General features: G+C 65.9%; 15 protein-coding genes. 12 read left to right on the forward strand and 3 right to left on the reverse strand.

Annotation, left to right across the window (positions count from 1 at the left end):
* The first annotated feature begins 75 nt into the window (after nucleotides 1-75).
* Complete coding sequence (locus tag ACODS9_RS09090; RefSeq protein WP_489093754.1) at nucleotides 76-1698, forward strand: methyl-accepting chemotaxis protein; 1623 nt, start codon at nucleotides 76-78, stop codon at nucleotides 1696-1698.
* A gap of 87 nt (nucleotides 1699-1785) precedes the next feature.
* Here the strand turns inward: ACODS9_RS09090 and ACODS9_RS09095 are convergent, their stop codons facing one another.
* Complete coding sequence (locus ACODS9_RS09095; RefSeq protein WP_489093755.1) at nucleotides 1786-3189, reverse strand: purine-cytosine permease family protein; 1404 nt, start codon at nucleotides 3187-3189, stop codon at nucleotides 1786-1788.
* Between the two features lie 316 nt (nucleotides 3190-3505).
* Between ACODS9_RS09095 and ACODS9_RS09100 the strand changes: the two genes are divergently transcribed.
* From ACODS9_RS09100 to ACODS9_RS09145, 10 genes are all read left to right on the forward strand, one after another.
* Entirely contained in the window at nucleotides 3506-3991 is a 486-nt protein-coding gene (locus ACODS9_RS09100; RefSeq protein WP_489093756.1) for a flavin reductase family protein, read from the forward strand.
* A 73-nt stretch (nucleotides 3992-4064) separates the two neighbouring features.
* Nucleotides 4065-5108: an LLM class flavin-dependent oxidoreductase gene (locus tag ACODS9_RS09105; protein WP_046855240.1), complete on the forward strand. Its 1044-nt coding sequence runs from the start codon at nucleotides 4065-4067 to the stop codon at nucleotides 5106-5108.
* Nucleotides 5109-5341: 233 nt separating this feature from the next.
* On the forward strand, nucleotides 5342-5938 hold the full coding sequence (locus tag ACODS9_RS09110) for an amino acid synthesis family protein (RefSeq protein ID WP_401110286.1): 597 nt from the start codon (nucleotides 5342-5344) through the stop codon (nucleotides 5936-5938).
* Between the two features lie 68 nt (nucleotides 5939-6006).
* Nucleotides 6007-6840, forward strand: coding sequence for an alpha/beta fold hydrolase (locus tag ACODS9_RS09115; protein WP_489093757.1), 834 nt, complete (start codon nucleotides 6007-6009; stop codon nucleotides 6838-6840).
* Complete coding sequence (locus ACODS9_RS09120; RefSeq protein ID WP_401110281.1) at nucleotides 6837-8318, forward strand: aldehyde dehydrogenase; 1482 nt, start codon at nucleotides 6837-6839, stop codon at nucleotides 8316-8318. The genes ACODS9_RS09115 and ACODS9_RS09120 overlap by 4 nt, the downstream gene beginning before the upstream one ends.
* 12 nt (nucleotides 8319-8330) lie before the next feature.
* On the forward strand, nucleotides 8331-8816 hold the full coding sequence (locus ACODS9_RS09125) for a flavin reductase family protein (RefSeq protein ID WP_038706316.1): 486 nt from the start codon (nucleotides 8331-8333) through the stop codon (nucleotides 8814-8816).
* A gap of 107 nt (nucleotides 8817-8923) precedes the next feature.
* The gene (locus ACODS9_RS09130) at nucleotides 8924-9313 is read left to right on the forward strand and encodes a carboxymuconolactone decarboxylase family protein (RefSeq protein ID WP_401110278.1); all 390 of its coding nucleotides are present in this window, start codon (nucleotides 8924-8926) and stop codon (nucleotides 9311-9313) included.
* A gap of 89 nt (nucleotides 9314-9402) precedes the next feature.
* Complete coding sequence (locus ACODS9_RS09135; RefSeq protein WP_401110276.1) at nucleotides 9403-10155, forward strand: GntR family transcriptional regulator; 753 nt, start codon at nucleotides 9403-9405, stop codon at nucleotides 10153-10155.
* A 2-nt stretch (nucleotides 10156-10157) separates the two neighbouring features.
* On the forward strand, nucleotides 10158-10721 hold the full coding sequence (locus ACODS9_RS09140; RefSeq protein ID WP_401110273.1) for an NUDIX hydrolase: 564 nt from the start codon (nucleotides 10158-10160) through the stop codon (nucleotides 10719-10721).
* Between the two features lie 84 nt (nucleotides 10722-10805).
* Nucleotides 10806-12986 carry an ATP-binding protein gene (locus ACODS9_RS09145; RefSeq protein WP_489093758.1) on the forward strand — a complete coding sequence of 727 codons (2181 nt, stop codon included), beginning with the start codon at nucleotides 10806-10808 and terminating at the stop codon, nucleotides 12984-12986.
* Between the two features lie 35 nt (nucleotides 12987-13021).
* On the opposite strand, the gene ACODS9_RS09150 is transcribed toward ACODS9_RS09145, so the two are convergent.
* Nucleotides 13022-15211, reverse strand: coding sequence for an ATP-binding protein (locus ACODS9_RS09150; RefSeq protein WP_401110268.1), 2190 nt, complete (start codon nucleotides 15209-15211; stop codon nucleotides 13022-13024).
* A 518-nt stretch (nucleotides 15212-15729) separates the two neighbouring features.
* On the opposite strand from ACODS9_RS09150, the gene ACODS9_RS09155 reads away from it, so the two are divergent.
* Nucleotides 15730-15963: a hypothetical protein gene (locus tag ACODS9_RS09155; RefSeq protein ID WP_489093775.1), complete on the forward strand. Its 234-nt coding sequence runs from the start codon at nucleotides 15730-15732 to the stop codon at nucleotides 15961-15963.
* 54 nt (nucleotides 15964-16017) lie between these two features.
* Here the strand turns inward: ACODS9_RS09155 and ACODS9_RS09160 are convergent, their stop codons facing one another.
* On the reverse strand, nucleotides 16018-24663 hold the full coding sequence (locus ACODS9_RS09160; RefSeq protein ID WP_489093759.1) for an amino acid adenylation domain-containing protein: 8646 nt from the start codon (nucleotides 24661-24663) through the stop codon (nucleotides 16018-16020).
* Between the last annotated feature and the right edge of the window lies 1 nt (nucleotide 24664).

Below are 24664 nucleotides of genomic sequence, written 5' to 3' on the forward strand. Positions count from 1 at the left end.
GGACCTGGCGACTACCCCCTGCTCATCCCCCAGCCCATGCTCTTGACGTTTGCATTCACACGTCAAGGAACACCCATGCTGTTGAGAAACATGAAGATCGGCAAGCGGGCGACCAGCCTGTTCACCCCGCTGGCGGCCCTGGTCCTGACCATGGGGCTGGTGGCGCTGAACGAGACCCGGCAGATGAACAATGCCACCGACGAAATCCGCGACAATTGGCTGCCAGCGGTGATCGCCCTCAACGAAATCACCGGTACCCTCGCCCAGGAGCGCGCAGCAACACTCCGTGCGGCCCTGGAGCAGAACGGTGACAGCAATGCCAACGTCAACTTGCTGAGGAGCATCGAGGAAGCGGTGCAGCAGGACCTCAAGGACTACGAAAAGACTGTTGCCGACGCCGAGGACCGCAGCCTGTTCGATGCTTTCATCACCGCACGCCAACAATACATCCAGCAGCAGCAAGAAGTGCTGCGCAACATCAGTGCCGGCCAAATGACAGAAACCCTGCGCCTGATCAGTGGTCCATTGACCCAACGCGCCGACCGCATGATGGAAACCCTGGCGACGCTGGTGGCCTACAACTACAAGGGAGCGCAAGCCGCCTCACAGCGTAGCGACGAGGTCAGTGATCAGGCGCTCACCGTGATCATCGCTTCAGTGGTTCTGATCGTACTGGTGTTGATCGCCATCGCCACTCTGTTCACCCGCAGCATCGTCGCGCCGCTGACCGAGGCTGTCATGGTGGCCGAAGGTGTCGCCACCGGTGACCTTACCTGCGAGATCGTGGTCGTCGGCCAGGACGAACCGGCGTTGCTGCTGCACGCCCTGCGGCGCATGCAGCAAAGTCTGCACGACACCATTGGCAAGATCGCCGCGTCCTCCAACCGCCTGGCCTTGGCCTCGGAGGAGCTGCACGGCGTCACCGAGAACACCAGCCGTGGCTTGCTGCAGCAGAGCACCGAGATCGACCAGGCCGCCACTGCGGTCAACCAGATGACCTGCGCCGTCGAGGAGGTGGCCAGCAACGCCGTGAGCACTGCCGAAGCGTCTCAGGACGCGGACCAGACCACCCGTGACGGCCGAGACCAGGTCAACCAGGCGCTCGCCTCGATCCAGAACCTGGTCGATGACGTCTCTGGCACCGCCGCAGAGATCGAACAGTTGGCCAACAGCGCCCACGACATTACCCGCGTGCTGGATGTGATCGGCGCCATCGCCGGCCAGACCAACCTGCTGGCGCTCAATGCCGCCATCGAGGCTGCCCGCGCCGGCGAGGCAGGCCGTGGATTTGCCGTGGTCGCCGACGAAGTGCGCGCACTGGCCCACCGTACCCAGCAGTCCACCGCGGAAATCGAGCAAATGATCGGCGACATCCAGATCGGCACCGAACGGGCGGTCAGCGCCATGCACAGCAGCCAGGGCCGCGCCAGCGGCACCTTGGAGGTGGCGCAGTCGGCCGGTCAGGCTCTGGAGCTGATCTCGCAGGCCATCACCTCGATCAACCAGCGCAACCTGGTGATCGCCAGCGCCACCGAGGAGCAGGCGCAGGTGGCCCGGGAAGTGGACCGCAACCTGGTGAATATTCGCGACCTGGCGATGCAGACAACCACCGGGGCCAACCAGACCAGCGCATCGGCCCAGGACCTGTCGCATCTGGCGCTGGAGCTCAATGGGCTGGTCGCCCAGTTCAAGGTCTGAACGGTCTGACGAACATCGCAGGGCACGCCCACTCCAGCAAGGATTGTGCAGGAGCGGGCGTGCCCCGCGATGAGTTTGATGCCGATCTCAGGATTTGACGCCGACCACCCGCTGCGCCTTTTCCGGCTGAGCCCGCGTCGCCAGGCAGTAGTACAGCGGCACCGTCACCAACAGCCCGAACAGCCACGACAGATCCGCCCCCTCGACGATGTTCGAGTACGGCCCGACATACAGCGATGTATTGGCGAATGGCAATTGCACCAGGATGCCGCAGGCGTAGGCGATGATCGCGTGGTGGTTGAAACGCCCGTAGATGCCGCCATCGGCGCGGAAGATCGAGGCAATGTCGTACTCGCCGCGCTTGATCAGGTAGAAGTCCACCAGGTTGATCGACGCCCACGGCACCAGCACGAGCAACAGCGCCAGGATCAGCCCGATGAACTGGCCGATGAAGTCCGCCGAGGCGTTCAGCGCCACCAGGGCGCAGCCCACCAGGATCACCGTGGCCAGCACCACGCGCAGCCTGATGCTCGGCGTCCAGTGGGCGGCAAAGGTCTGGATCGCGGTGACGATCGACAGCACCGCGCCATACAGGTTGAGCGCGTTGTGGCTGATGATGTTGAGCAGGAACAGCACCATCAGCACCGGGCCCAGCCAACCGGTGGCCTGCTTGACCGCCTCCATGGCATCGGTGCCTTCCGGCACGCACAGCACCGCTACCGCACCGAAACTGAAGCACAGGATGGTGCCCAGGGTGGCCCCGAGGTAGGTGGCCCAGAATGGCTTGGCGATGCCGACTTCACGGGGCAGGTAGCGCGAGTAGTCCGAGGTATAGGGCGAGAAGCTGATCTGCCAGATGATGCCCAGCGACACCGTGGCGACGAAGCCGGACAGGTTGAACGCGCCGCGGCTGAAGAAATCGCCCGGCAGTTCCTGGGCGAACATCATGATGAAGCCGGCCAGCAGCGCCGAGCCCATCACCCAGGTGCCGACGCGGTTCAGCGTATGGATGAAGCGGTAGCCGATCACCCCGATGGCGGTGGCGCTCAGGGCGCCGATGACGATGGCGCCCGGCATCGGCACGCCGGGGGCGATGCCGTGGATCGACTTGCCGGCCAGGACGATGTTGGAAATGAAGAAACCGACGTAGATCAATGCGGTGAAGAACACGATCAGCAGCGCGCCATAGCGGCCGAACTGGCCGCGGCTCTGCACCATCTGCGGAATGCCCAGCTGCGGCCCCTGCGCAGAGGCCAGGGCGATCACCACCCCGCCCAGCAGATGCCCTAGCACGATGGCCAACAGCCCCCACAGCAAGTTCAGATGGAACACCTGGACCACCATGGCACCGGTGACAATCGGCAGCGGCGCGATGTTGGTGCTGAACCACAGGGTGAAAAGGTCGCGCGCCTTCCCATGGCGCTCGGACGGTGGCACGTAATCGACCGTGTGTTGCTCGACGAGATGGTGTTGCGACGACGGTTGGGACATAGGATTCAGCTCGAAAGGTCGTTTTTATCGTTGTATGGAAACCGCTCGGGGCGGCCTCTCAGCTGAAGACCATATTATGGTATTCCAACATTTTGACAACACTGCGCTGCTCATTTTCAGCGCAACTGATCCGCTCCATGCACCGTCACGCCGCACGAATATTTACACCAAGGCCAGTGATTACAGGGCTTGCACCGTTTATCGCGAACTCCAGCGCACGGAAAATTCCTCTTGCAATATAGGTATTACGGTATACCATCAGACACATCAACGATAAAAACCGCGGACCACCGCAGCCTTTTCAGAGGTACACGAGATGATCGACGCAACCGTCTACAAGCACGTCCTGGGCTCCTTCCCCTCCGGCGTGACCGTCATCACCACCCAGGACGACGACGGCTCGATCGTCGGCCTCACCGCCAGCGCCTTCTCCTCCCTGTCGATGGACCCGCCGCTGGTGCTGTTCTGCCCCAACTACAGCTCCGACTCCTACCCTGTACTGATGAAGAACAAGCGCTTCGCCATTCACCTGCTCTCCGGTGAACAGCAGGCCGAGGCGTATGCGTTCGCGAAAAAAGGCAAGGACAAGGCCGTCGGCATCGAGTGGACCCTGAGCGAACTGGGCAACCCGATTCTGGCCGGCGCCATCGCCGTGATCGAATGCGAACTGTGGCGTGAGTACGAAGGCGGCGACCACGCCATCATGGTCGGCAAGGTACACAACCTGATCGTCCCGCAGGAGGCGCCCCGCCCGATGGTCTATTGCCGCGGCAAGATGGCCAGCCTGCCGGCCTTCGCCTGAGCCCTGACGACCGATTCCACTTAGAGCGCCTGCCCCGGCGGGCGACAACAACAAAGCTCCGAGGAAAAGCCCCATGAAATTTTCGCTGTTCGTGCACATGGAACGTTGGGATGAGCAGGTCAGCCACCGCCAGCTGTTCGAAGACCTCACCGAACTGACCCTGATGGCCGAAGACGGCGGTTTCAGCACCGTGTGGATCGGCGAACACCACGCCATGGAATACACCATCTCGCCGAGCCCGATGCCGCTGCTGGCCTACCTGGCCGCACGCACCGAGAAAATCCGGCTGGGCGCCGGCACCATCATCGCGCCCTTCTGGAATCCGATCCGCGTGGCGGGCGAATGCGCCCTGCTCGACGTGATCAGCAATGGCCGCATGGAAGTGGGCCTGGCCCGTGGCGCCTACCAGTTCGAATTCGACCGCATGGCCGGCGGCATGCCGGCCACCGATGGCGGCAAGGCCCTGCGCGAGATGGTCCCGGCGGTGCGCCAGCTGTGGCAAGGCGACTATGCCCATGAAGGCGAGATCTACAACTTCCCCACCTCCACCAGCGTGCCCAAGCCGGTACAGCAGGGCATGCCGCCGATGTGGATCGCCGCCCGCGACCCGGACTCGCACAACTTCGCCGTGGCCAACGGCTGCAACGTCATGGTCACCCCGCTGATGAAGGGCGACGAAGAGGTGCTGGACCTGAAGAACAAGTTCCAGGCCGCGCTGGACAACAACCCGGACGTGCCGCGCCCACAACTGATGGTGCTGCGCCACACCCACGTGCACAGCCCGGCCGAGCCGGACGGCTGGAAGGTCGGCGCCCAGGCAATTTCACGCTTCTACCGCACCTTCGATGCCTGGTTCGGCAACAAGACCGTGCCGGTCAACGGCTTCCTCGAGCCAAGCCCTGAATCGAAGTTCGCCGAGGTGCCAGCCTTCGCGCTGGAGAACATCCGCAAGAACACCATGATCGGCACCCCAGAAGAAATCATTGCGCGCATCAAGTACTACCAGGAGCTCGGCGTCGACGAGTTCAGCTTCTGGTGCGACAACAGCCTGCCCCATGCCGAGAAACGCAAGTCGCTGGAGCTGTTCATCAAGGAAGTGGTGCCGGCTTTCGCCTGAATTCCCTTTGCCTGATCGATTGCGGGAACCAGCCCGCTCGCGTTGGCCCCAGTGGCCGGCGTGGGCGGGCTTTTTTTGTTCCCCGACCAAGCCAATACAGACGCCACAAAATTCCGCGCAGCAGCCGACCTTTAGTCACCCGATGAAACAAATTTTCGAGTGGCTCTTGCACATCAAATATTATGGTATACCATCAGACAACAAAAGCTGATAACCCTAACCAGGAGCCCCCCATGAGTTTCGAAATCCGCAAGATCGTCACCTACTCCGAAGAGACCCGCATCGAAGGCGGCAAGGCCACCGACAAGCCGGTGACCATGGTCGGCCTGGCCGTGGTGATCAAGAACCCATGGGCTGGTCGCGGATTCGTCGAAGACCTCAAGCCGGAGATCCGCGCCAACTGCTCCGCACTGGGCGCGCTGATGGTCGAGCGCCTGACCACCGCCATCGGCGGAGCCGACAAGATCGAGGCCTACGGCAAGGCCGCCGTGGTCGGCGCCGACGGCGAGATCGAGCACGCCTCGGCGGTGATCCACACCCTGCGCTTCGGCAACCACTACCGCGAAGCCGTGCAGGCCAAGAGCTACCTGAGCTTCACCAACAAGCGCGGCGGCCCCGGCACCTCGATCCAGATCCCGATGATGCAGAAGGACGACGAAGGCCTGCGTTCGCACTACATCACCCTGGAAATGCAGATCGAAGATGCTCCACGCGCCGACGAGATCGTCGTGGTGCTGGGCGCCGCCGACGGTGGCCGCCTGCACCCACGCATCGGCAACCGTTACATCGACCTGGAAGAACTGGCTGCCGAAAAGGCCAACGCTCAATAACAACAACCAAGACGGGCCTGGGCGTGGCGTGCATACCCGCCGCGCCCGACCTTCAAGGAGCGCCCTCCATGATTCAGCCTGTCGCTGAACGTACACCGGCCGGGACCAGTTACCTGGACCTGGGCCAGGGCCAGCCCGTGGTACTGATCCACGGCGTGGGCCTGAACAAGGAAATGTGGGGCGGGCAGATCGTCGGCCTGGCCAACGACTATCGCGTCATCGCCTACGACATGCTCGGCCATGGCCAGAGCCGCGTGCCCAGCACCGATACGCCGCTGGAGGGCTATGCCGAGCAGCTCGCCGAACTGCTCGATCACCTGCAGATCGCCCAGGCCTGCGTGATCGGCTTTTCCATGGGCGGCCTGGTGGCCCGCGCATTCGCCCTCAACTACCCGCAACGCCTGGCCGCGCTGGTGGTACTCAACAGTGTATTCAACCGTACCCCCGAGCAGAGCGCCGGGGTGATCGCACGCGCCGCGCAAGCCTTCGAACAAGGCCCCGACGCCAACGTCGATGCCGCCCTCGAGCGTTGGTTCAGCCGCGAGTACAAGGCCGCCAACCCGGCCCAGGTCGCCGCCATCCGCCAGATCCTGGCGAGCAACGACCCGCAGGGCTACCACACCACCTACTCGCTGTTCGCCACCCAGGACATGTACCGCGAAGCCGACCTGGGCAACATCCAGGTACCGACGCTGATCGCCACCGGCGAGCTCGACAGCGGTTCCACTCCGGCGATGGCCCGCCAACTCGCCGCGCGGATTCCCGGCGCGCAGAGCGTGGTCCTGGCCGAGCAACGGCATATGATGCCGGTGGAAGCACCGCGCGAAGTCAACAAGATGCTGCTGGACTTCCTCAGGCAGGCCCGCATCCTCACCGAATCCGCCAAGGGGATAGTCGCATGACCCTCGTTCGTTTCCAGATGTGCATCGACGGCCAATGGCGCGATGCCCAGAGCGGCAAGACCTTCGACAGCCTCGACCCGGCCACCGCCAAGGCCTGGGCGCAACTGCCCGATGCCGGCGAAGCCGATGTCGAGCTCGCCGTGCAGGCCGCCCAGCGCGCCTTCGAAGGCAAGGCCTGGCGCGGCCTCACTGCCACCGCCCGGGGCAAACTGCTGCGCCGCCTCGGCGACCTGATTGCCGAGAACAAGGAACACCTGGCCCAGCTGGAAAGCCGTGACAACGGCAAGCTGATCCGCGAAACCCGCGGCCAGGTCGGCTACCTGCCGGAGTTTTTCCACTACACCGCTGGCCTGGCCGACAAGCTCGAAGGCGGCACCCTGCCGCTGGACAAGCCGGACCTGTTTGCCTACACCGTGCACGAGCCGATCGGCGTGGTCGCCGGGATCATCCCGTGGAACAGCCCGCTGTACCTCACCGCGATCAAGCTGGCCCCGGCCCTGGCCGCCGGCAACACCATCGTGCTCAAACCCTCGGAACACGCCTCCGCCACCCTCCTCGAGCTGGCCCGCCTGGCCCTGGAAGCCGGCTTCCCGGCTGGCGTGGTCAACGTGGTCACAGGCTACGGCCCAAGCACCGGCGCGGCGCTGACCCGCCACCCGCTGGTGCGCAAGATCGCCTTCACCGGCGGCGCCGCCACCGCCCGCCACGTGGTGCGCAGCAGCGCCGAGAACTTCGCCAAGCTGTCGCTGGAGCTGGGCGGCAAGTCGCCGAACATCATCTTCGCCGACGCCGACCTGGACAGCGCCATCAACGGCGCCGTAGCCGGCATCTATGCCGCCTCCGGGCAAAGCTGCGTGGCAGGTTCGCGCCTGCTGGTGCAGGAGGAGATCTTCGACGAGTTCGTCGAACGCCTGATCGCCCGCGCCAAAAGCATCCGCATCGGCAACCCGCAGGACGACAGCAGCGAGATGGGCCCGATCGCCACCGCCCAGCAACTGGCGGTGATCGAAGGCCTGGTGGCCGCGGCCAAGGCCGAGGGCGCCACCCTGCGCATGGGTGGCAAGCGCGCCGAGGTCGAAGGCGATGGCTGGTTCTACGAGCCGACCCTGTTCGAGTGCGACAGCAACTCGATGACCATCATGCAGGAAGAAGTGTTCGGCCCGGTCGCCGCGGTGATCCGCTTCAAGACCGAGGAACAGGCCCTGGCAATGGCCAACGACTCGCAGTTCGGCCTGGCCGCCGGCATCTGGACCCGCGACCTGGGCCGCGCCCACCGCCTGGCCCGTGACGTGCGCTCGGGGATCATCTGGGTCAACACCTACCGCGCCGTATCGGCCATGGCCCCCATCGGCGGCTTCAAGAACAGCGGTTACGGCCGCGAGAGCGGCATCGACTCGGTGCTGGCCTATACCGAGCTGAAGACGGTGTGGATCAACCTGTCCACCGCGCCCATGCCCGACCCCTTCGTGATGCGCTAGGAGAACGCCACCATGATCGAACCTGGCATCTACAAAGACGTGATGGGCTCGTTCCCGTCCGGCGTCACCGTGGTCACCACCCTGGACGCCGACGGCGGCATCGTCGGCATCACCGCCAGCGCGTTCAGCGCGCTGTCGATCGAGCCGGCGCTGGTGCTGTTCTGCCCCAACTACGCCTCCGACACCTACCCGATCCTGCGTGACAGCAAGCAGTTCGCCATCCACCTGCTGTCCGCCGACCAGACCGCCGAGGCCTATGCCTTCGCCGGCAAAGGCAAGGACAAGGCCAAGGGCATCGACTGGCAGTTGAGCGAGCTGGGCAACCCGCTGCTGACCAAGGCCACGGCGATCATCGAGTGCGAATTGTGGCGCGAATATGATGGCGGCGACCACGCGATCATCGTCGGCCAGGTGAAGAACCTGGTGCTGCCCGAGCAGCCGGTCACCCCGATGGTCTATCACAAGGGCAAGCTCGGCGCGCTGCCGCCGCTGGGCTGACACCCCCGGGGCTGCTTCGCAGCCCCAACAGTTTCCGGGGGCCGCGCATACCCCCTCACCTTCGGTTGCGGCCCCCATTTTTATTCAACGTTCAAGGACCTCGGCAGATGAACAACGAAAAGTACGAGAAAGGCCTGCAGATCCGCACACAAGTGCTCGGCGAGGACTACGTCAAGCGCTCGATCGAAAACGCCGACGCCTTCACCCAGCCACTCCAGGAGCTGGTCACCGAGTACTGCTGGGGCCATGTCTGGGGCCGCGATGGCTTGTCGCTCAAAGAGCGCAGCATGATAAACTTGGCGATGATTTCCGCGCTCAACCGGCCCCACGAGCTCAAGCTGCACATCCGCGGCGCGCTGCGTAATGGCCTGAGCCGCGAACAGATTCGCGAGATCCTGCTTCAAGTCGGCATTTACTGCGGCGTGCCCGCGGCGGTGGACAGTTTCCGCCTGGCCCGCGAAGCGTTCGCCGAAGCCGATGCGCAATCCACCCGTTAACAGCGGGCTGTGTGAACCACTGCAAGGAATGCCCCGGTTCAAGGCATTCCGCGATGTTGGCGCAACAGCCGCATAGAAGAGCGCCCCTGATGAAACGCCAGCCCCTCGACGACAGCTTCAAGGTCAACCGCAACCCCGTCACCCTTCGTGAAATCGTGCTCGACAAGCTGCGCGGCGCGATCATGAACTTCCACCTGCTGCCGGGTGACCGCCTGGTCGAACGCGACCTCTGCGAGCGCCTGGGCGTCAGCCGCACCTCGGTGCGCGAGGCCCTGCGCCACTTGGAGTCCGAAGGCCTGGTGGAGTTCGCCGACGCCAAGGGTCCCCGGGTGGCGATCATCACCCTGGAAGACGCCCGCGACATCTACGAGCTGCGCTGCGTGCTCGAAGGCCTGATCGTGCAACTGTTCACCCTCAATGCCAAGGCCAAGGACATCCGCGCCCTGGAGCGCGCCCTGGAGGTCAACCGCGAGGCGCTGGAGGACGGCGAGCTGCAACAGGTGCTCGACTCGGTGCAAGGCTTCTACGACGTGCTGCTCGAAGGCTCGGGCAACCAGGTCGCCGCCCAGCAGCTGCGCCAGCTGCAGGCGCGCATCAGCTACCTGCGCGCCACCTCGGTGTCCCAGGAGAACCGCCGGGGCGCGAGCAACCGCGAGATGGAAAAGATCGTCGAGGCGATCAAGGGCGGCGACCCCCAGGCCGCCCACCAGGCCTCGGTCGACCATGTGCGCGCCGCCGCCAAGGTCGCCCTCGACTACCTGCGCCAGAAGCAGGACGACAACGCCAAGGTCCGCGATATCGTCGCCCCCCTGCCCCTCAAGGACCCTCGCATAGGCCACTGACCATGCCCATCGCCCCGCGCTACTGCCCGCACTGCACCACGGAACTGGCCCGGGGCGTCCCCAACGGCGACACCCACGAACGTCTTCACTGCGCCGGTTGCGGCTACATCCACTACATCAACCCGAAGATCATCGCCGGCTGTATCATCGAGCGCGACGGCAAGTACCTGCTGTGCCAGCGCGCCATCCCGCCGCGCCCCGGAACCTGGACCCTGCCGGCCGGTTTCATGGAGGCCGGCGAGACCACCGAGCAGGCGGCGCTGCGCGAGGTGTGGGAAGAGAGCGGCGTGCGCGCCGACATCGTCTCGCCCTACTCGATCTTCAGCGTGCCGCAGATCAGCGAGGTGTACATCATCTTCCGCGCCGTGGTCACCGAGGAGACCGGCCAGTACGGGCCCGAGACCCTGGACTACCGCTTCTTCGAGCCGGACCAGATCCCCTGGGACGAGATCTACTACCCAGCGATCCGGCAGATCCTCGAACGCTACATCCTCGAGCGTCAGGCCGGGGTGTACGGCATCTACATGGGCAACGACGATACCGGCAAGGTGCATTTCATCCGCTGAGGCGTCAGCGCATACAAATCCCTCGCCAAGCGTCGCGTCTCGGTGCACCCTGATGGTCCCACGCAAAAGGACCGGCAAACGTTCATGGCGAAATGGCTAGACGGCGGCGGGCTGATGGCCGCGCGCATCCGCAACCACGACTGGGCGGCCACGCCCCTGGGGCCACTGGACGGCTGGCCCGACGTGCTCAAGACCAGCGTCGCCCTGTGCCTGGCCTCGCGCTTCCCCCAGGCCGTGCTCTGGGGCGATGCACTGCTGACCCTGCACAACGACGCCTTCAGCGAAATCCTCGGCAACAAGCCCACGGCCCTCGGGCGCCCCTTCAGCGAAGTGTGGCAGGAAGCCTGGAGCGATATCGGCCGCATGGCCCGGCGCGCCCTCGATGGCGAGGCGGTGTACATCGAAGACTTCCCGCTGATGATCGAGCGCCACGGCAGCCCGGAACGCGCCTATTTCACCTTCTGCTACAGCCCCATGCGCGACCATGACGGCAACGTGGTGGGCATGCTCGACACGGTCACCGAAACCACCGCGAGCGTGGTCGCCAACCGCCGCCTGAACTTCCTCGACAGCCTCGGCCGGGCCACCGCCCACGCCACCGATCCCGAACGGATCATGGCCACCACCACCCGCCTGCTGGGCGAGCACCTGCAATTGTCCAGTTGCGCCTATGCCGTGATGGCGCCCGACGAGGACGGTTTCACCATTTGTGGCGACTGGGTTGCACCGGGTTCGCCACGGTTGGTCGGCCAGTACCGCCTGGCCGCCTTCGGCGAACTGGCTGTCAGCCGCCTGCGCGCAGGCCAGGCGCTGGTGATCGATGACAACCTCAGCCAGTTGCCGGCCCGCGAGTCGGCGACCTTTCAGGCCATCGGCATTACCGCGACCATCTGCATGCCGCTGATCAAGGAGGGCCGCCTGACGGCGCTGATGGCGATCCACGACAAGCGGCCCAGGGCCTGGACCCGCTACGAGCAGACCCTGCTTGGCGAAGTGACCGAACGCTGCTGGGCGCATATCCAGCGGGTCCAGGCCAACGCCGAAGTGCGCGAGGCGATGACGGCGCTGGAAGCGCTCAATGCCACCCTCGAGCAACGCGTCGAAGAACGTACCTGCCAGTTGCTGCACACCGAAGCGGTCCTGCGCCAGACCCAGAAGCTCGAGGCCATCGGCCAGTTGACCGGGGGCGTGGCCCACGACTTCAACAACCTGCTGACCATCATCCGCTCCTCCCTTCATTTCCTGCAGCGACCGGACCTCGACGAAAGCCGGCGCAGCCGCTATTTCAAGACCGTGTCCGACACCGTCGACCGCGGCGCCAAGCTGACCGGGCAACTGCTCGCCTTCGCCCGCCGCCAGGCACTCAGCCCCCAGGTGTTCGACGCAGGCCCCAGGCTCGAGGCGATGGCCGAGATGCTCGACACCGCCACCGGCGCGCGCATCCAGGTGAGCCTGGAACTGCCCGACACGCCCTGCCACGTGCACGCCGACCTCGGCCAACTGGAAACCGCGGTGATCAACCTGATGATCAACGGCCGCGATGCCATGGCCGGCGCGGGCATCCTGCGCCTGCGCCTGGAGGCCAACCAGCACCTGCCGGCGCCGCGTGGCCAGGCGCCCCAAGCCGGGCCATTCGCGGCCATCTCGGTGGTCGACAGCGGCGTAGGCATTGCCCCGCACCTGCTGGAACGCATCTTCGACCCATTCTTCACCACCAAGGCCGCTGGCCAGGGCACCGGGCTCGGCTTGTCGCAGGTGTTCGGCTTCGTCAAGCAGTCGGGGGGCGATGTCCGGGTCAGCAGCATCGAAGGCCAGGGCACTACCTTCACTTTATATCTGCCCCAGGTGGCCCCAACCGCGGTCGAGGAAAGTACCGCCTTGCCGGCGCTCGCGCCCAATGGCGAGCGCCGGCATATCCTGGTGGTCGAGGACAACCCGGATGTCGGCAGTTTCACCGCGCAGATCCTCCGCGACCATGGCTATCGGATCAGTTGGGCGATCTCGGCCGAGGATGCGCTGACGCAGATCGCTGCGGCGCAAGGCGGATTCGACGCGGTGTTCTCCGACGTGGTGATGCCGGGCATGGGCGGTCTGGCCCTGGCCAGAGAGTTGCGGCTCAGCCAGCCGCAGCTGCCGGTGATCCTCACCTCCGGCTACAGCGAAGCGATTGCCGAAGGTGGCCATCAAGGCTTCGCCTTCCTGGCCAAGCCCTATTCGGCCGAGCAGGTGTGCCGGATGCTCGGGGACGTGCTGGGGAGGCAGTGAGCGGCGCGTTGAGACCAAGGTTGGCACAACCGCCGCTACCCGGTTGAATCACCCCGCGCCGCCAGCAATCGCGCCAGGCTACGCCCCAGCTCATCCTGGCGGAACGGTTTGCGCAAGACCCCGAACCCATGCAGTTCACGCGGTGCAAGGTTGGTGTAGCCGGTGATGATCAGCACCGGCAACTCAGACAACTGCTCGCGCACCTGCTGGGCGAAGCGCACGCCGGTCATCTCGGCCATGACATGGTCGGTCAGCAGCACATCGGGTACCAGGCCCTTTTTCAGCAACGCCAGGGCCTGGACAGGCCCGTCTGCCTCGGTCACCTCGTACCCCAGAGCCTGCAACTGCATCAGCGTAGCCTGGCGCACCAGGGGTTCGTCATCCACCAGCAGCACCCGGGTCGGCCGTTGCGCTCGGAGCACCTCGACGGGGTCGGCCATGTGCGCCGCCACGCTGCTCTCGCTGGCCGGCAGCCACAAGGTTGCCTCGGTCCCCTGGCCCGGGCGGGAATGAATAACGAAACCACCGCCGGACTGCAGTGCCAGCCCCTGCACCATCGGCAGGCCCAGACCAGTGCCCCGCCCCACCCCTTTGGTCGAGTAGAACGGCTCGACGCAATGCGCAAGCACTTCTTCGCTCATGCCGCACCCGGTGTCACTCACCTGCAGCCACAGCTGGTGCCCGCCCTGCAACCCGGGCGGTCTGGGCATGCCGGCTTCCTCAGCGCCAGCGCGGATGGTCAGCTGGCCACCCTCGCCCATTGCGTCACGGGCGTTGACCACCAGATTCAGCAGGGCCAGCTCCAACTGGTGCGGGTCCACCAGGACCCCCGGCAGTGCCGTGTCGATATTGACCTTCAGCACAATGGTCGGCCCCAGGGAGCGCGCCATCAGTTCGTGCATGTCCTCGACCAGCACCGCCAGCGACACGCTGACGGGCTTGAGGGTCTGGCGCCTGGCGAAGCTGAGCAACCGCCCGACCAGGTTGCGCGCCCGCTCCGCCCCTTGCAGGCCGCCATCGATCAAGCGTTTGGCGCGCTCCGGCGAGGGGTGGCGGCGCAGCAGTTCCAGGGAGGCGATGATCGGCGTGAGCATATTGTTGAGGTCATGGGCGATGCCGCCGGTGAGCTGGCCGATCATCTCCATCTTGCGCGCCTCGTGCAGTTGCACCAGCGAAGCCTCGCGTTGGGTGAGCATGTTCGCCACCCGTTCCTCGAGGTTTTCGTTGAGCACATGCAAGGCGCGTTCGGAACGGGCATGGGTGATCGCCGCCCACACTTGGCTGGCGGCCTCCTCGACCAGCAGGCATTCGCTGCTGGTCCACGCATGGGGCGTGTGGAAGTGCACCGCAAGCATTGCTTCCAGACGCTCGGCGCGCAGCACCGGGGCATGCAGCGTGGCGCACAGGCCCTTGAAGCCAGCCGGTGCCTTGTTGTTCGCCGCATAGTTGCGCTGCACCACCTGGCCTGCGAGCAACGCCTCGCGCAGTGCCGGGTCCAAGGCGGCGTACTGATTGAGGCCGGTGATCGACGGTACGTGCGCGGCCCATTCCTGCCCGACCCGATACCGTCCATCACCCAGGTCTTCACCAAAACACACCCGCGCCGCGCCCAGCTCCTTGGCCAGGCGCCTTACCGCATGAGCTTCGATGCGTTCGGCCTGGCCCAGGCTGGGCAAGGCCTGGCGCAGCTCCTGGAGAAACGCCTGACGATGCTGGAAGTGCACGCGTTCGGACGTCTCGGTGACGATGCACAGCACGCCGCCTACCGCGCCATCGGCCTCGCGCACGGCGGAATAGGAGACGTCGAAGTACGCCGTTTCACCCGGGCCGTGGCGTTCGATGTAGAACGGACGGTCCTTGGCGGAAAAGCTCACGCCGGTCTCGCGCACCCCGCGCAACAAAGGTTCCAGGTCGTCCCACAGTTCGCGCCAATGGGCCTGGGCCGGCTGGCCCAACGCCCCGGGATGCTTGTCACCGATGGTCGGCCAGTAAGCGTCGTTGTACAGCGCGGCGTACTGCGGCCCCCAGAACAGCACGATCTGCGCCTGGGCGCTCAGAAGCATGGCCACCACGCCCTTCAACGCCGCCGACCAAGTATCCGGTGGGCCCAGCGGTGAATGCCCCCAGTCCATCGCCTGCAACAGGCAGCTGACTTCGCCACCGCCGCGCATGAAACCCGGCAATGGTTGCAGGTTGACCGACTTGCTCTCCTGGCGGGCTTTCATGTCACGGTAATCCCGGGCACGTTGTCTTTCCTCTGAGGGTAAGAAATCGCCCGGTGGCAAAACGTTCCATCGGATCGTTGCGGGCGATCAACGGCGTCCATCGCACGCACTTTATGTGAGGGGTGCGCTGGCGATATGTATCCACACATGAGCGCGCCTTGAAACGGTTGCCTGAGCCCGGTAACCTTTGCGCGCTGCTGTAAGTCCAGCAGCCGGGTTTGGTAGCCCGCGATCAATCAAGGCGCACAAGCGCCCCCATTGCGATAGAGTCGGCGCTTTTTTTGTGCCCGCTGTTTCGTTTTATGGCGGCTGTGCGTAGGGCGCACTCGTGCGCGCCGGTTTCCTTGATTCCCGGTCTACCAACCTGCGTACAGCCGTCACCACTTCGTTTGGTAGCGATCTGTGGCGGCTCCATTGAATCAAGGAGCGACACAATGACAAAAGGCTTACCTGATCCCCCTTCCCGCGCCACCACGGCGCATTCCAGCTTCGGCAACTGCGAATGCAGCCACCCTTCCTTGTTCGCCGTGCGCGAAGGCGTGGATTTCGAAGATGCACTGGTGCACCTGTCCACTCTGCTCAAGGGCGCGTTCGCCACCAACCTCAAGGCGATGGAACTGGCGACCGGCACCTGCCATGACCTGTTGCTGGGCAACGATCATGGGCAGGATGCGGCCAAGGCGGTGGTCGAGGCATTGCTCGATGGAGTGGAGATGCAACAGGTGGAGAAGGCGCGCTTGCGCACGGTTTGACAGGCAGCAATGCCGGGACCACAGTGCGGTCCCGGCTCGCTGCAACAGCAACCCTTACGCCTTGTCGGCAAGCCGCTGCAACAGCCCGTCGGTGAACGCGACGGCGTTGATCACACCCTCATGCCCATCGGCGATCACCGTCGAACTGGCCAGCCCGTTGACCGAAGCCTGGGCCAGCAGCCCCGCCTCGCCCAGGCGTACCCGCTCGGCGCTGCGACTTTCACTGGCCCACCAGCAGTCCACCTGGACCGCCAGCGGGCGCAGGCGGAATGCCTGGCTCAGTTCGGCGTTGCGGTCGAGCACGGCGAAGCCATCGACGATCTCCCGCTGCAGGTGCACATCCTCGTGGATGCTGCGCAGGCGTTCGGCGCTGACATTCCCCGCGGCGGCCACCTGCTCGATGACCCACTCGGTCCTGTCGACCTCGGCCGGCAGACGCTCGGCCTCGTCGATGAAGCCCGCGATCCGCGCCTCGCCGACGCCCGGCGCAAAGGCCAGCAGGCCACGCAGCAGGCTCTCGTCCGCGCGCGCCACCTGCAGCACCTCGACGGGCTCGGCGTCGAGACCGGATACCTCCTGCGGCAGCTGGGTGTCGACCAGGCCGACGAAACCGACCTGCTGGCCGGCCTGCTCCAGGGCGTGAGCCACTTCCAGCGCCAGGGCGCCACCCATGGACCAACCCAGCAGATGGTACGGGCCGCTGGCCTGGGTACGGCGGATCTGCTCGACGTAATAGCCGACCATCGCCGCCCAGGATTCGTCCACCCAGCCCGGCTCGGCATAGCAGCGGTTGACCAGGCCATACACCGGACGCTCATCGGCCAGGCGGCTGGCCAGCGGGTAGTAGGCGTAGGCACCGCCGCCACCCGGTGGCAGGCAGAATAGCGCCGGGCGCTGGCGCTGGCAGCCGTTGAGGTTGATCACCGGCGATTTCAGGCGATCCTTGCCGCCACCGATGAAGTTGGCGAGTTCCTCGAAGCTGGCCATCAGCATGAACTCATGCAGGCTGATGTTGACAGCGAAGGCTTCGCGCACCTTGTTCACCAGGGTGATCACCAGCAACGAGTGGCCGCCGAGCTCGAAGAAGTTGTCGTGCAGGCCCACCTGCTCGACCTTCAGCACCTCGGCCCAGATCGCCGCCAGTTGCTGTTCCAGCGCCGTGCGCGGGGCTACGTAGCCCTGTTGCAGTTGGCTGGCGTCCGGTTTGGGCAGGGCCTTGCGGTCCAGCTTGCCGTTGGCGGTCAATGGCCACTGGTCCAGGACCAGGAAGTGCGTCGGCACCATGTAGTCCGGCAGATTGGCTTTGAGGTGCTGTTTCAGCGTGTCGCGCAGGGTTGCATGGTCGACAGCTGGATCATTCGCGATCAGGTAAGCGGCCAGTTGCTTGCCCCCTGCCCCGTCAATATCCAGCACCAGCACTTCGCGCACCGCCGCATGTTCTTGCAGGCGCGCTTCGATCTCGCCCAGTTCGATACGGAAACCGCGGATCTTCACCTGGTGGTCGATACGGCCCACGTACTCGATCACGCCCTGTTCGCGGTAACGCGCCAGGTCGCCGGTGCGGTACAAGCGCCCGCCTTCACTGGAGAACGGGTCCGGCACGAAACGTTCGGCGGTCAGCGAGGCACGGTTGTGGTAACCGCGTGCCAGGCCAGCGTGGCCGACATGCAGCTCGCCCGTGCAGCCCTTGGCCACCGGATTGAAGTCTGCGTCCAGCACATACATCGACAGGTCCGGAATTGCCGCACCGATCGGGCTGCCCGACTGTTGCGTGTCAGCAAAACGGATCGGCCGGTAGGTCACATGCACCGTGGTCTCGGTGATGCCGTACATATTGATCAGGTTGTCGCAATCCTCGCCGAAGCGCTCGAACCACGGCTGCAACGCGGCCACGTCCAGGGCTTCGCCACCGAAGATCACGTAGCGCAGCGAAAGGTCGGATGCACTGTCACAGGCCACACGCATCAGCGGCTTGAACGCCGATGGGGTCTGGTTGAGCACGGTCACGCCCTGGCCCACCAGCAACTGGTGGAAGTCCTCCGGCGAGCGAGTTACCTCACGCGGCACGATCACCAAACGACCGCCGTGCAGCAGCGCACCGAAGATCTCCCACACCGAGAAGTCGAAGGCGTACGAGTGGAACAGCGTCCACACATCCTGCGCATCAAAGCCAAACCAGGCGTCCGTCGCTTTGAACAGGCGCAACAGGTTGTGGTGCGGCAGCAGCGTGCCTTTAGGCTTGCCGGTCGAGCCCGAGGTGTAGATCACGTAGGCCAGGTTGTCTGGCTGGGTCAGGTGCTCCGGATTCGCGTCGCTGTAGCCGGTCAGATCATCTTCGAGAGACAGGCTGCGCACATGCGCCGGTACCGGCAGATCGGCCAGCAAATGGCCTTGAGTCAGCAGCAGCTGAATGCCGCTGTCTTCCATCATGTAGCTCAGGCGGTCCTGCGGATACTCCGGGTCCAGCGGCACATAGGCGCCCCCGGCCTTGAGGATCGCCAGCAGGCCGACAATCATCTCGAACCCGCGCTCCACCGCGATGCCCACCAGCACATCCGGCCCCACGCCCTGCGCGCGCAGCTTGTGCGCCAGGCGGTTGGCACGGCGGTTGAGCTGGTCATAGCTCAACGCCTGCCCGGCGAAGGTCACGGCGATCGCTTCAGGCGTGCGTGCCGCCTGCTGCTCGATCAGCGCATGGGCGCAGGCCGAGCTCGGATAGCTGTCAATGACCTGTAGCGGCGCTGTGCTCAGCACCAGCTCACCCAAAGCCCGCTGCGACGAGTCCGCCAACCCTTCCAACAGTTCGACGAAGTGTGCCGCCATCTGCCCGACAGCCGATCCGGCATAGCTGGCGCGGTCGAACTTGAAGCTGGCCGACAGTTTTTCGCCCACCTGGGCCACCAGCGTCAGCGGATAGTTGGTCTGCTCCTGGCTGGCCACCTCGCCGAACACCAGCCCCTGGGGAGCACCTTGCTGCAGCGCCTCCGACACCGGGTAGTTCTCGAACACCAGGATATTGTCGAACAGCGCCTCGCCGCTCCAGCCGGCCCAGCGCTGGATCTCGTACAGTGGCGTATGCTCGTGCTCGCGCAGGGCCAGGTTCAACCCTTGCACGTGCTGTACCCAGTCGCCGACGGTCTGCTCCGGGCGCGGGCTGGCGACCACCGGCAAGGTGTTGATGAACAGCCCCAACTGCTCCTCGACGCCCGGCAGTTCGGCCGGGCGGCCGGCCACGGTGGCGCCGAAGGTCACGCAGGCCTGCCCGGTGTAGCGTTGCAACAGCAACAGCCACGCGGCCTGGACCAAGGTGTTGAGGGTGATCCGCTGGTCCCGGGCAAACTCGCCCAGGCGCTGGGTACGCTGTGCATCCAGGCTGATCTGATGCTCGGCCTGCCCGTGGCCCTGGGCTTCGGACCTGAAGGCCTGGGCCAGCCGCGTAGGCTCGTCCAGTTCCGCCGTGCGCTCGCGCCAGAAGCGTTCGCTGGCGGCCTGGTCCTGGCGTTGCAGCCACTGGATATAGTCGCGGTAACGGCTGCTCTTGCCTGCCGGGGTGAAACCGGCGTAACGCTGCAGCACCTCGCCGAACAGCCGCGAGCTGCTCCAGCCATCGAGCAGGATATGGTGGTTGGTCAGCACCAGCTGGTACTGCTGGTCAGCGCTGCGGATCACCGCCAGGCGCAGCAGCGGACCGCTGGCCAGGTCGAAACCGGCACGCAGGTCGGCCTCGGCCCATTCCTGCAACGCCCTGGGCAGGTCGACCTGCTCACGCCAGTCGAGCTCGACCAGCGGCAGCCGCGCCTGGCGCTGCACCACTTGCAAGGACTGGTCGTAGCCACTGAAGAAACTGCTGCGCAGCACTTCGTGGTTGTCCACGGTGGCCTGCAAGGCCGCGATGAAGCGCGGTACGTCCAGCCCCTGCACTTCGACGCGAGTCTGGTTGATGTAGTTGCCCGCCTCCTGCTGGTACAGGCTGTGGAACAGCATGCCCTGCTGCATCGGCGACAGCGGGTAGATGTCTTCGATATTGTCCGCCGCCACCGGCAGCGCCGCCAGCTGACGCTGGTCGAGGCTGGCCAGCGGGAAGTCCGAAGGCGTCACCCCCGCCACGCCCGGGCTGGTGCAGTGGCCGATCAGCAGACGCAGTTCCTCGGCGTACTCGTCGGCCAGGCGCTGGATCTGCCCACGTTCGAACACGGCGCTGCTGAAGCTCCAGTCCAGCGCCAGTTCACCGGCGTAGACCTGGCCATCGATGCTGAGCAGGCTGCCCAGCGGCGCATCCGGGCTTTGCCCCTGCCCTGCGCCTTCCGGCGCCGGGGTGAACAACCCTTGCTCGCTGTCGAAGCTGCCGTCGAACTGCCCCAGGTAGTTGAATACGATGCTGCCCTGGGCCAGGGCGCCGAGGGATTCGCGGGCCTGCGCGTCGCCCAGGTAACGCAGCACACCGTAGCCAATGCCCTTGGCCGGCACGGCACGCAGTTGCTCCTTGACCGCCATGAGCGACGCGCCCAGGTCATCGGCGGGGGTCAGCTTCAACGGGTACAGGCTGCTGAACCAGCCAACCGTGCGGGTGATGTCGAGGTCGTCGAACAGGTCTTCGCGGCCATGGCCTTCCAGGCGGATCAGCGCGTGCGCCTCGCCGGTCCAGCGGCGGATGACCCGCGCCAGCGCCGTCAGCAGCAGGTCGTTGACCTGGGTGCGGTAGGCGGCCGGCGCCTCCTGCAGCAGTTGCCGGGTCAGTTCGGCGTTCAGGTGGGTGCGCACCGAGATTTCATGCTTGCGCTGCTGGCCACCCTGCGGGTTCGCCCCGGGCAGGACGTCGCTGACACCCTGCAACTGCGCCTGCCAGTAGGCCAGCTCGGCCACCAGCGCGGGGCTGCGGGCGTGCTCGTGCAGATGCTCGGCCCAGGCCTTGAGCGAACTGCTCTTGGCCGGCAACACCGGCGCCTTGCCGGCCAGCAGTGCCTGACAGGCCAACTGCAGGTCTTCGAGCAGGACGCGCCAGGACACGCCGTCGACCACCAGGTGGTGGATCACCACCAGCAGACGCTGTTGCCCCTCGGGCAGGTCGATCAGCACCACGCGCAGCAGCGGGCCATTCTTCAGGTCCAGGCTACGCTGGGCCTCGTCGGCCAGCTCCGGCAGGCGCGCGGCATCGTCCAGCTGATGTACCCACAGCAACTGCTGCGCGTCGACCGGCGCGAACTGGCCTTGCCACTGGCCCTGGTCCTCGCTGAACCGCAGGCGCAGGGCGTCGTGCTGTTCCAGCAGCAGCTTGAGCGCAGGTTGCAGCAAGGCCACCGTCAACGGCTGGCGCGGGGTCAGCAGCACTGCCTGGTTCCAGTGGTGGCGCTGGGGAATCGCGCTGTCGAAGAAACGCGCCTGGATCGGCAGCAGCGGCAGGCTGCCGCTGACCTGCTCGACCACCTCGGCCGCCGGCTTCTTCTCGATCAGCTTGGCCACCGCCGCCAGTTGGCCGATGGTCTGTTTCTCGAACAACTGCTTGGGGCTGAGCTTGATGCCCTGGCGCTTGGCGCGGGCGATGATCTGCAGGCTGAGGATCGAGTCGCCGCCCAGCTCGAAGAAGTTGTCGGTGCTGCCCACTTGCTCACGCTTGAGCACCTCGCACCAGATCGCCGCGAGTTTCTCTTCGATTTCACCCACCGGCGCGACAAAGCGCTGCTTGGCCACCACACCGGGTCTGGGCAGGGCACGCTTGTCCAGCTTGCCGTTGGCGGTCAGCGGCAGGCGTTCGAGCAGCAGCACCTGCGCCGGCACCAGGTACTCTGGCAGGCGCTCCAGCAAGGCCTGACGCAGGGCCTCGGCCTGCAGCTCGACACCCGCCGCCGGCACGGCCCAGGCCACCAGTTGCAGGCGCGTGGGGTCGCTGTCCAGGGGCAGTGCCAGCACCACGGCCTCGGCCACGCCGGGCAGGCCTTGCAGCACCTGGCCGACCTCGCCCGGCTCGACCCGGTAGCCGCGGATCTTTACCTGGTCGTCGCCACGGCCCAGGTATTCCAGCACGCCCTGGTCCAGGCGTGCGCGGTCACCGGCACGGTACAGCCGCTGGCCGTTGTCACCGAACGGATCGGGGACAAAGCGCTCGGCGGTCAGGCCCGGCTGGCCGACATAACCCTGGGCCAGGCCCTGGCCGCCCAGGTACAGCTCGCCGGCCACGCGCTCGGGCAGCGGATTGAGGTAGGCGTCCAGCACCCGCGCCTGGCCGTTGTCCAGCGGCCGGCCGACCGGCACGCTGCGCCAGCCGGGCAGGCGCGCGCCGACCTCGTGGGTGAGGATGCCCACGGTGGTCTCGGTCGGGCCGTAGTGGTTGATGATCCGGCAGCCGGGCTTCAGGCGGCGGATCTGCTCGATCAGCGCCCAGGAACTGGCCTCGCCACCGAGGATCAGCAATTGCTCGGGCAGCACCCGCTCCGGCTGCGCGGCCTGCAACAGGCCTTGCAGGTGGCTCGGCACGATCTTCAGCACATCGACGCGGTGCTCGGCCATGTAGCTGGCGAAGGCATCCGGATCGAAACCCTGGTCGTGGCCCAGCAGGTGCAGCAGCCGGCCCGTGGCCAGCGCGCCGAACAGCACGGTATGGCCAAGGTCGGCGGCCACCGTGGAAACCATCGCCAGGCTGGCGCCTGGCTGCAAGTCCAGGCGTTGCAGCACGCCCTGCAGGTAGTTGGCCAGCGCCCCGTGGCTGACCACCACGCCCTTGGGCTGCCCGGTGGAACCCGAGGTATAGATGATGTAGGCCGCCTGCTGCGGCAAGACACGCACCGCCGGAGGCTGGTCGTCGCAGTCGCCATACAGTGAAGCGTCATAGGCCACGGCGCGGCACACGCCCAGCCCCGCCGCCTGGGCGTCGCCCTGGGCATGCACCAGAAGCTGCGCGGCGCTGGCCTGCAGCAACTGCTGCAGGCGCTCGGCCGGCTGGCGGCTGTCCAGCGGCAGGTACACCGCGCCCAGCTTGAGCACCGCCAGCAGGCTGGTCACCCACTCGATGGAGCGCTCCTGGCATAGCGCCACGGTCATGCCCGGGGCGATACCCTGCGCCTTGAGGTAATGCGCGAAACGGTTGGCCTGCTGCTCCAGCTCGGCGTAGGTGAGCGTGCGATCGCCCGCCCGCAGTGCCGGCTGCCCGGCCCCGGCTTGCAGGCCCTGGCGCCACAGGGCGAGGAAGTCCTGCTGCGGCCAGTCCTGGGCAGCGGTTTCGACCTGCTCGGCCTGGGCGTCCGGGTGATCGAGCAACGCCGCGTCGGGGTGCTCGACAAGCGTACGCAACACGGCCTGGAACGAAGCGGCCATGCGCTCGATGGTCGCGGCTTCGAACAGGTCGGTGCTGTAGTTGAAGTAGCCTTGCAGGCCGTCCGGGGTCTCGGTGAAGTCGTAGGCCAGGTCGAAGCGCGCATCGCTGCCCTCGACCGAAAAACCGCTGACACTGAGCTCACCCAGCGTCTGCCGGGCCTGGGCGCCGGCCTCGGTATCGGCCATGTTCTGGTTGATCTTCACCTGGAACAGCGGGTTGTGGCCCAGGTTGCGCTCCGGCGCCAGGGCGTCGACCAGGTGCTCGAACGGCAGTTCCTGGTGCGACTGCGCGCCACTGACCACCTGCTTCACCTGTTCCAGCAGCGCCGCGCCGCTCTGGCGCTCGTCCACCTGCACCCGCAGCACCTGGGTGTTGATGAAGAAGCCGATCAGGCCTTCGACTTCCTTGCGGTTGCGCCCGGCGTTGGGCGCGCCGATGCGGATGTCGGCCTGGCCGCTGTAGCGCGACAGGGTCACGGCCAGCGCCGCCAGGGTCAGCATGAACACGGTCTGGCCCTGGCTGCGCGCCCGGGCCTTGAGCTGCGCCGACAGCGCCGCCGGCACATCGCTGCGCAGGGTCGCGCCACGGTAGCTGGGGTGCGCCGGACGCTCGTGGTCCAGCGGCAGGTCCAGTACCGAGTGTTCATCGCCCAGCTGCTGCTTCCAGTACTGCAACTGGCGCTCGCCCTCGCCGGCCTCCAGCCAGGCGCGTTGCCAGATCGCGTAGTCGGCGTATTGCACCTCCAGCGGCGGCAGGTTGGCTTCGCGCCCTTGCGACAGGGCCTCGTACAGGTGCACGAACTCCTGCACCATCAACTCGCCCGACCAGCCGTCGGAGACGATATGGTGCATGCACACCGTCAGCACGTGCTCGGTCGGTGCCAGGCGCAAAAGCCGGACCCGCAGCAACGGGCCTTCGAGCAGGTCGAACGGCGCATCCAGCGCTTCGCGCACCGCAGTACGCAGGCACTGCTCGATATCCTCGCCCGGCCCGGCCTGCACCTCGCGCACCTCCAGGTCGACGCCTGGTTGTTCGAGGACCTGCTGGTGGAACTCGCCCTGCTCGGAGACAAAGCGCGTGCGCAGGCTCTCATGGCGCTGTACCAACGCATCCAGGGCCTGGGCCAAGGCCTGCTGGTTCAGCGAACCGCTCAGGCGCACCGCCATCGGCACGTTGTAGAAGCTGCTGTGCGGCTCCAGCTGCCAGAGGAACAGCATGCGCTGCTGGGCATAGGACAGCGGGATGCGCGGGCTGTCGTGACGGGTCACGGCGATGGGCAGCAAGCGGAAGCTCTGCCCGGTCTCGCGCATCTTGTCGAGAATCTGCCGACGCTGCTCCAGGGCAAGGCCGACAAAGCGCTTGGCGATACGTTCTGCTGTGCTCTTGTCCATC

It is taken from the genome of Pseudomonas sp. FG36 (genome assembly GCF_057809275.1).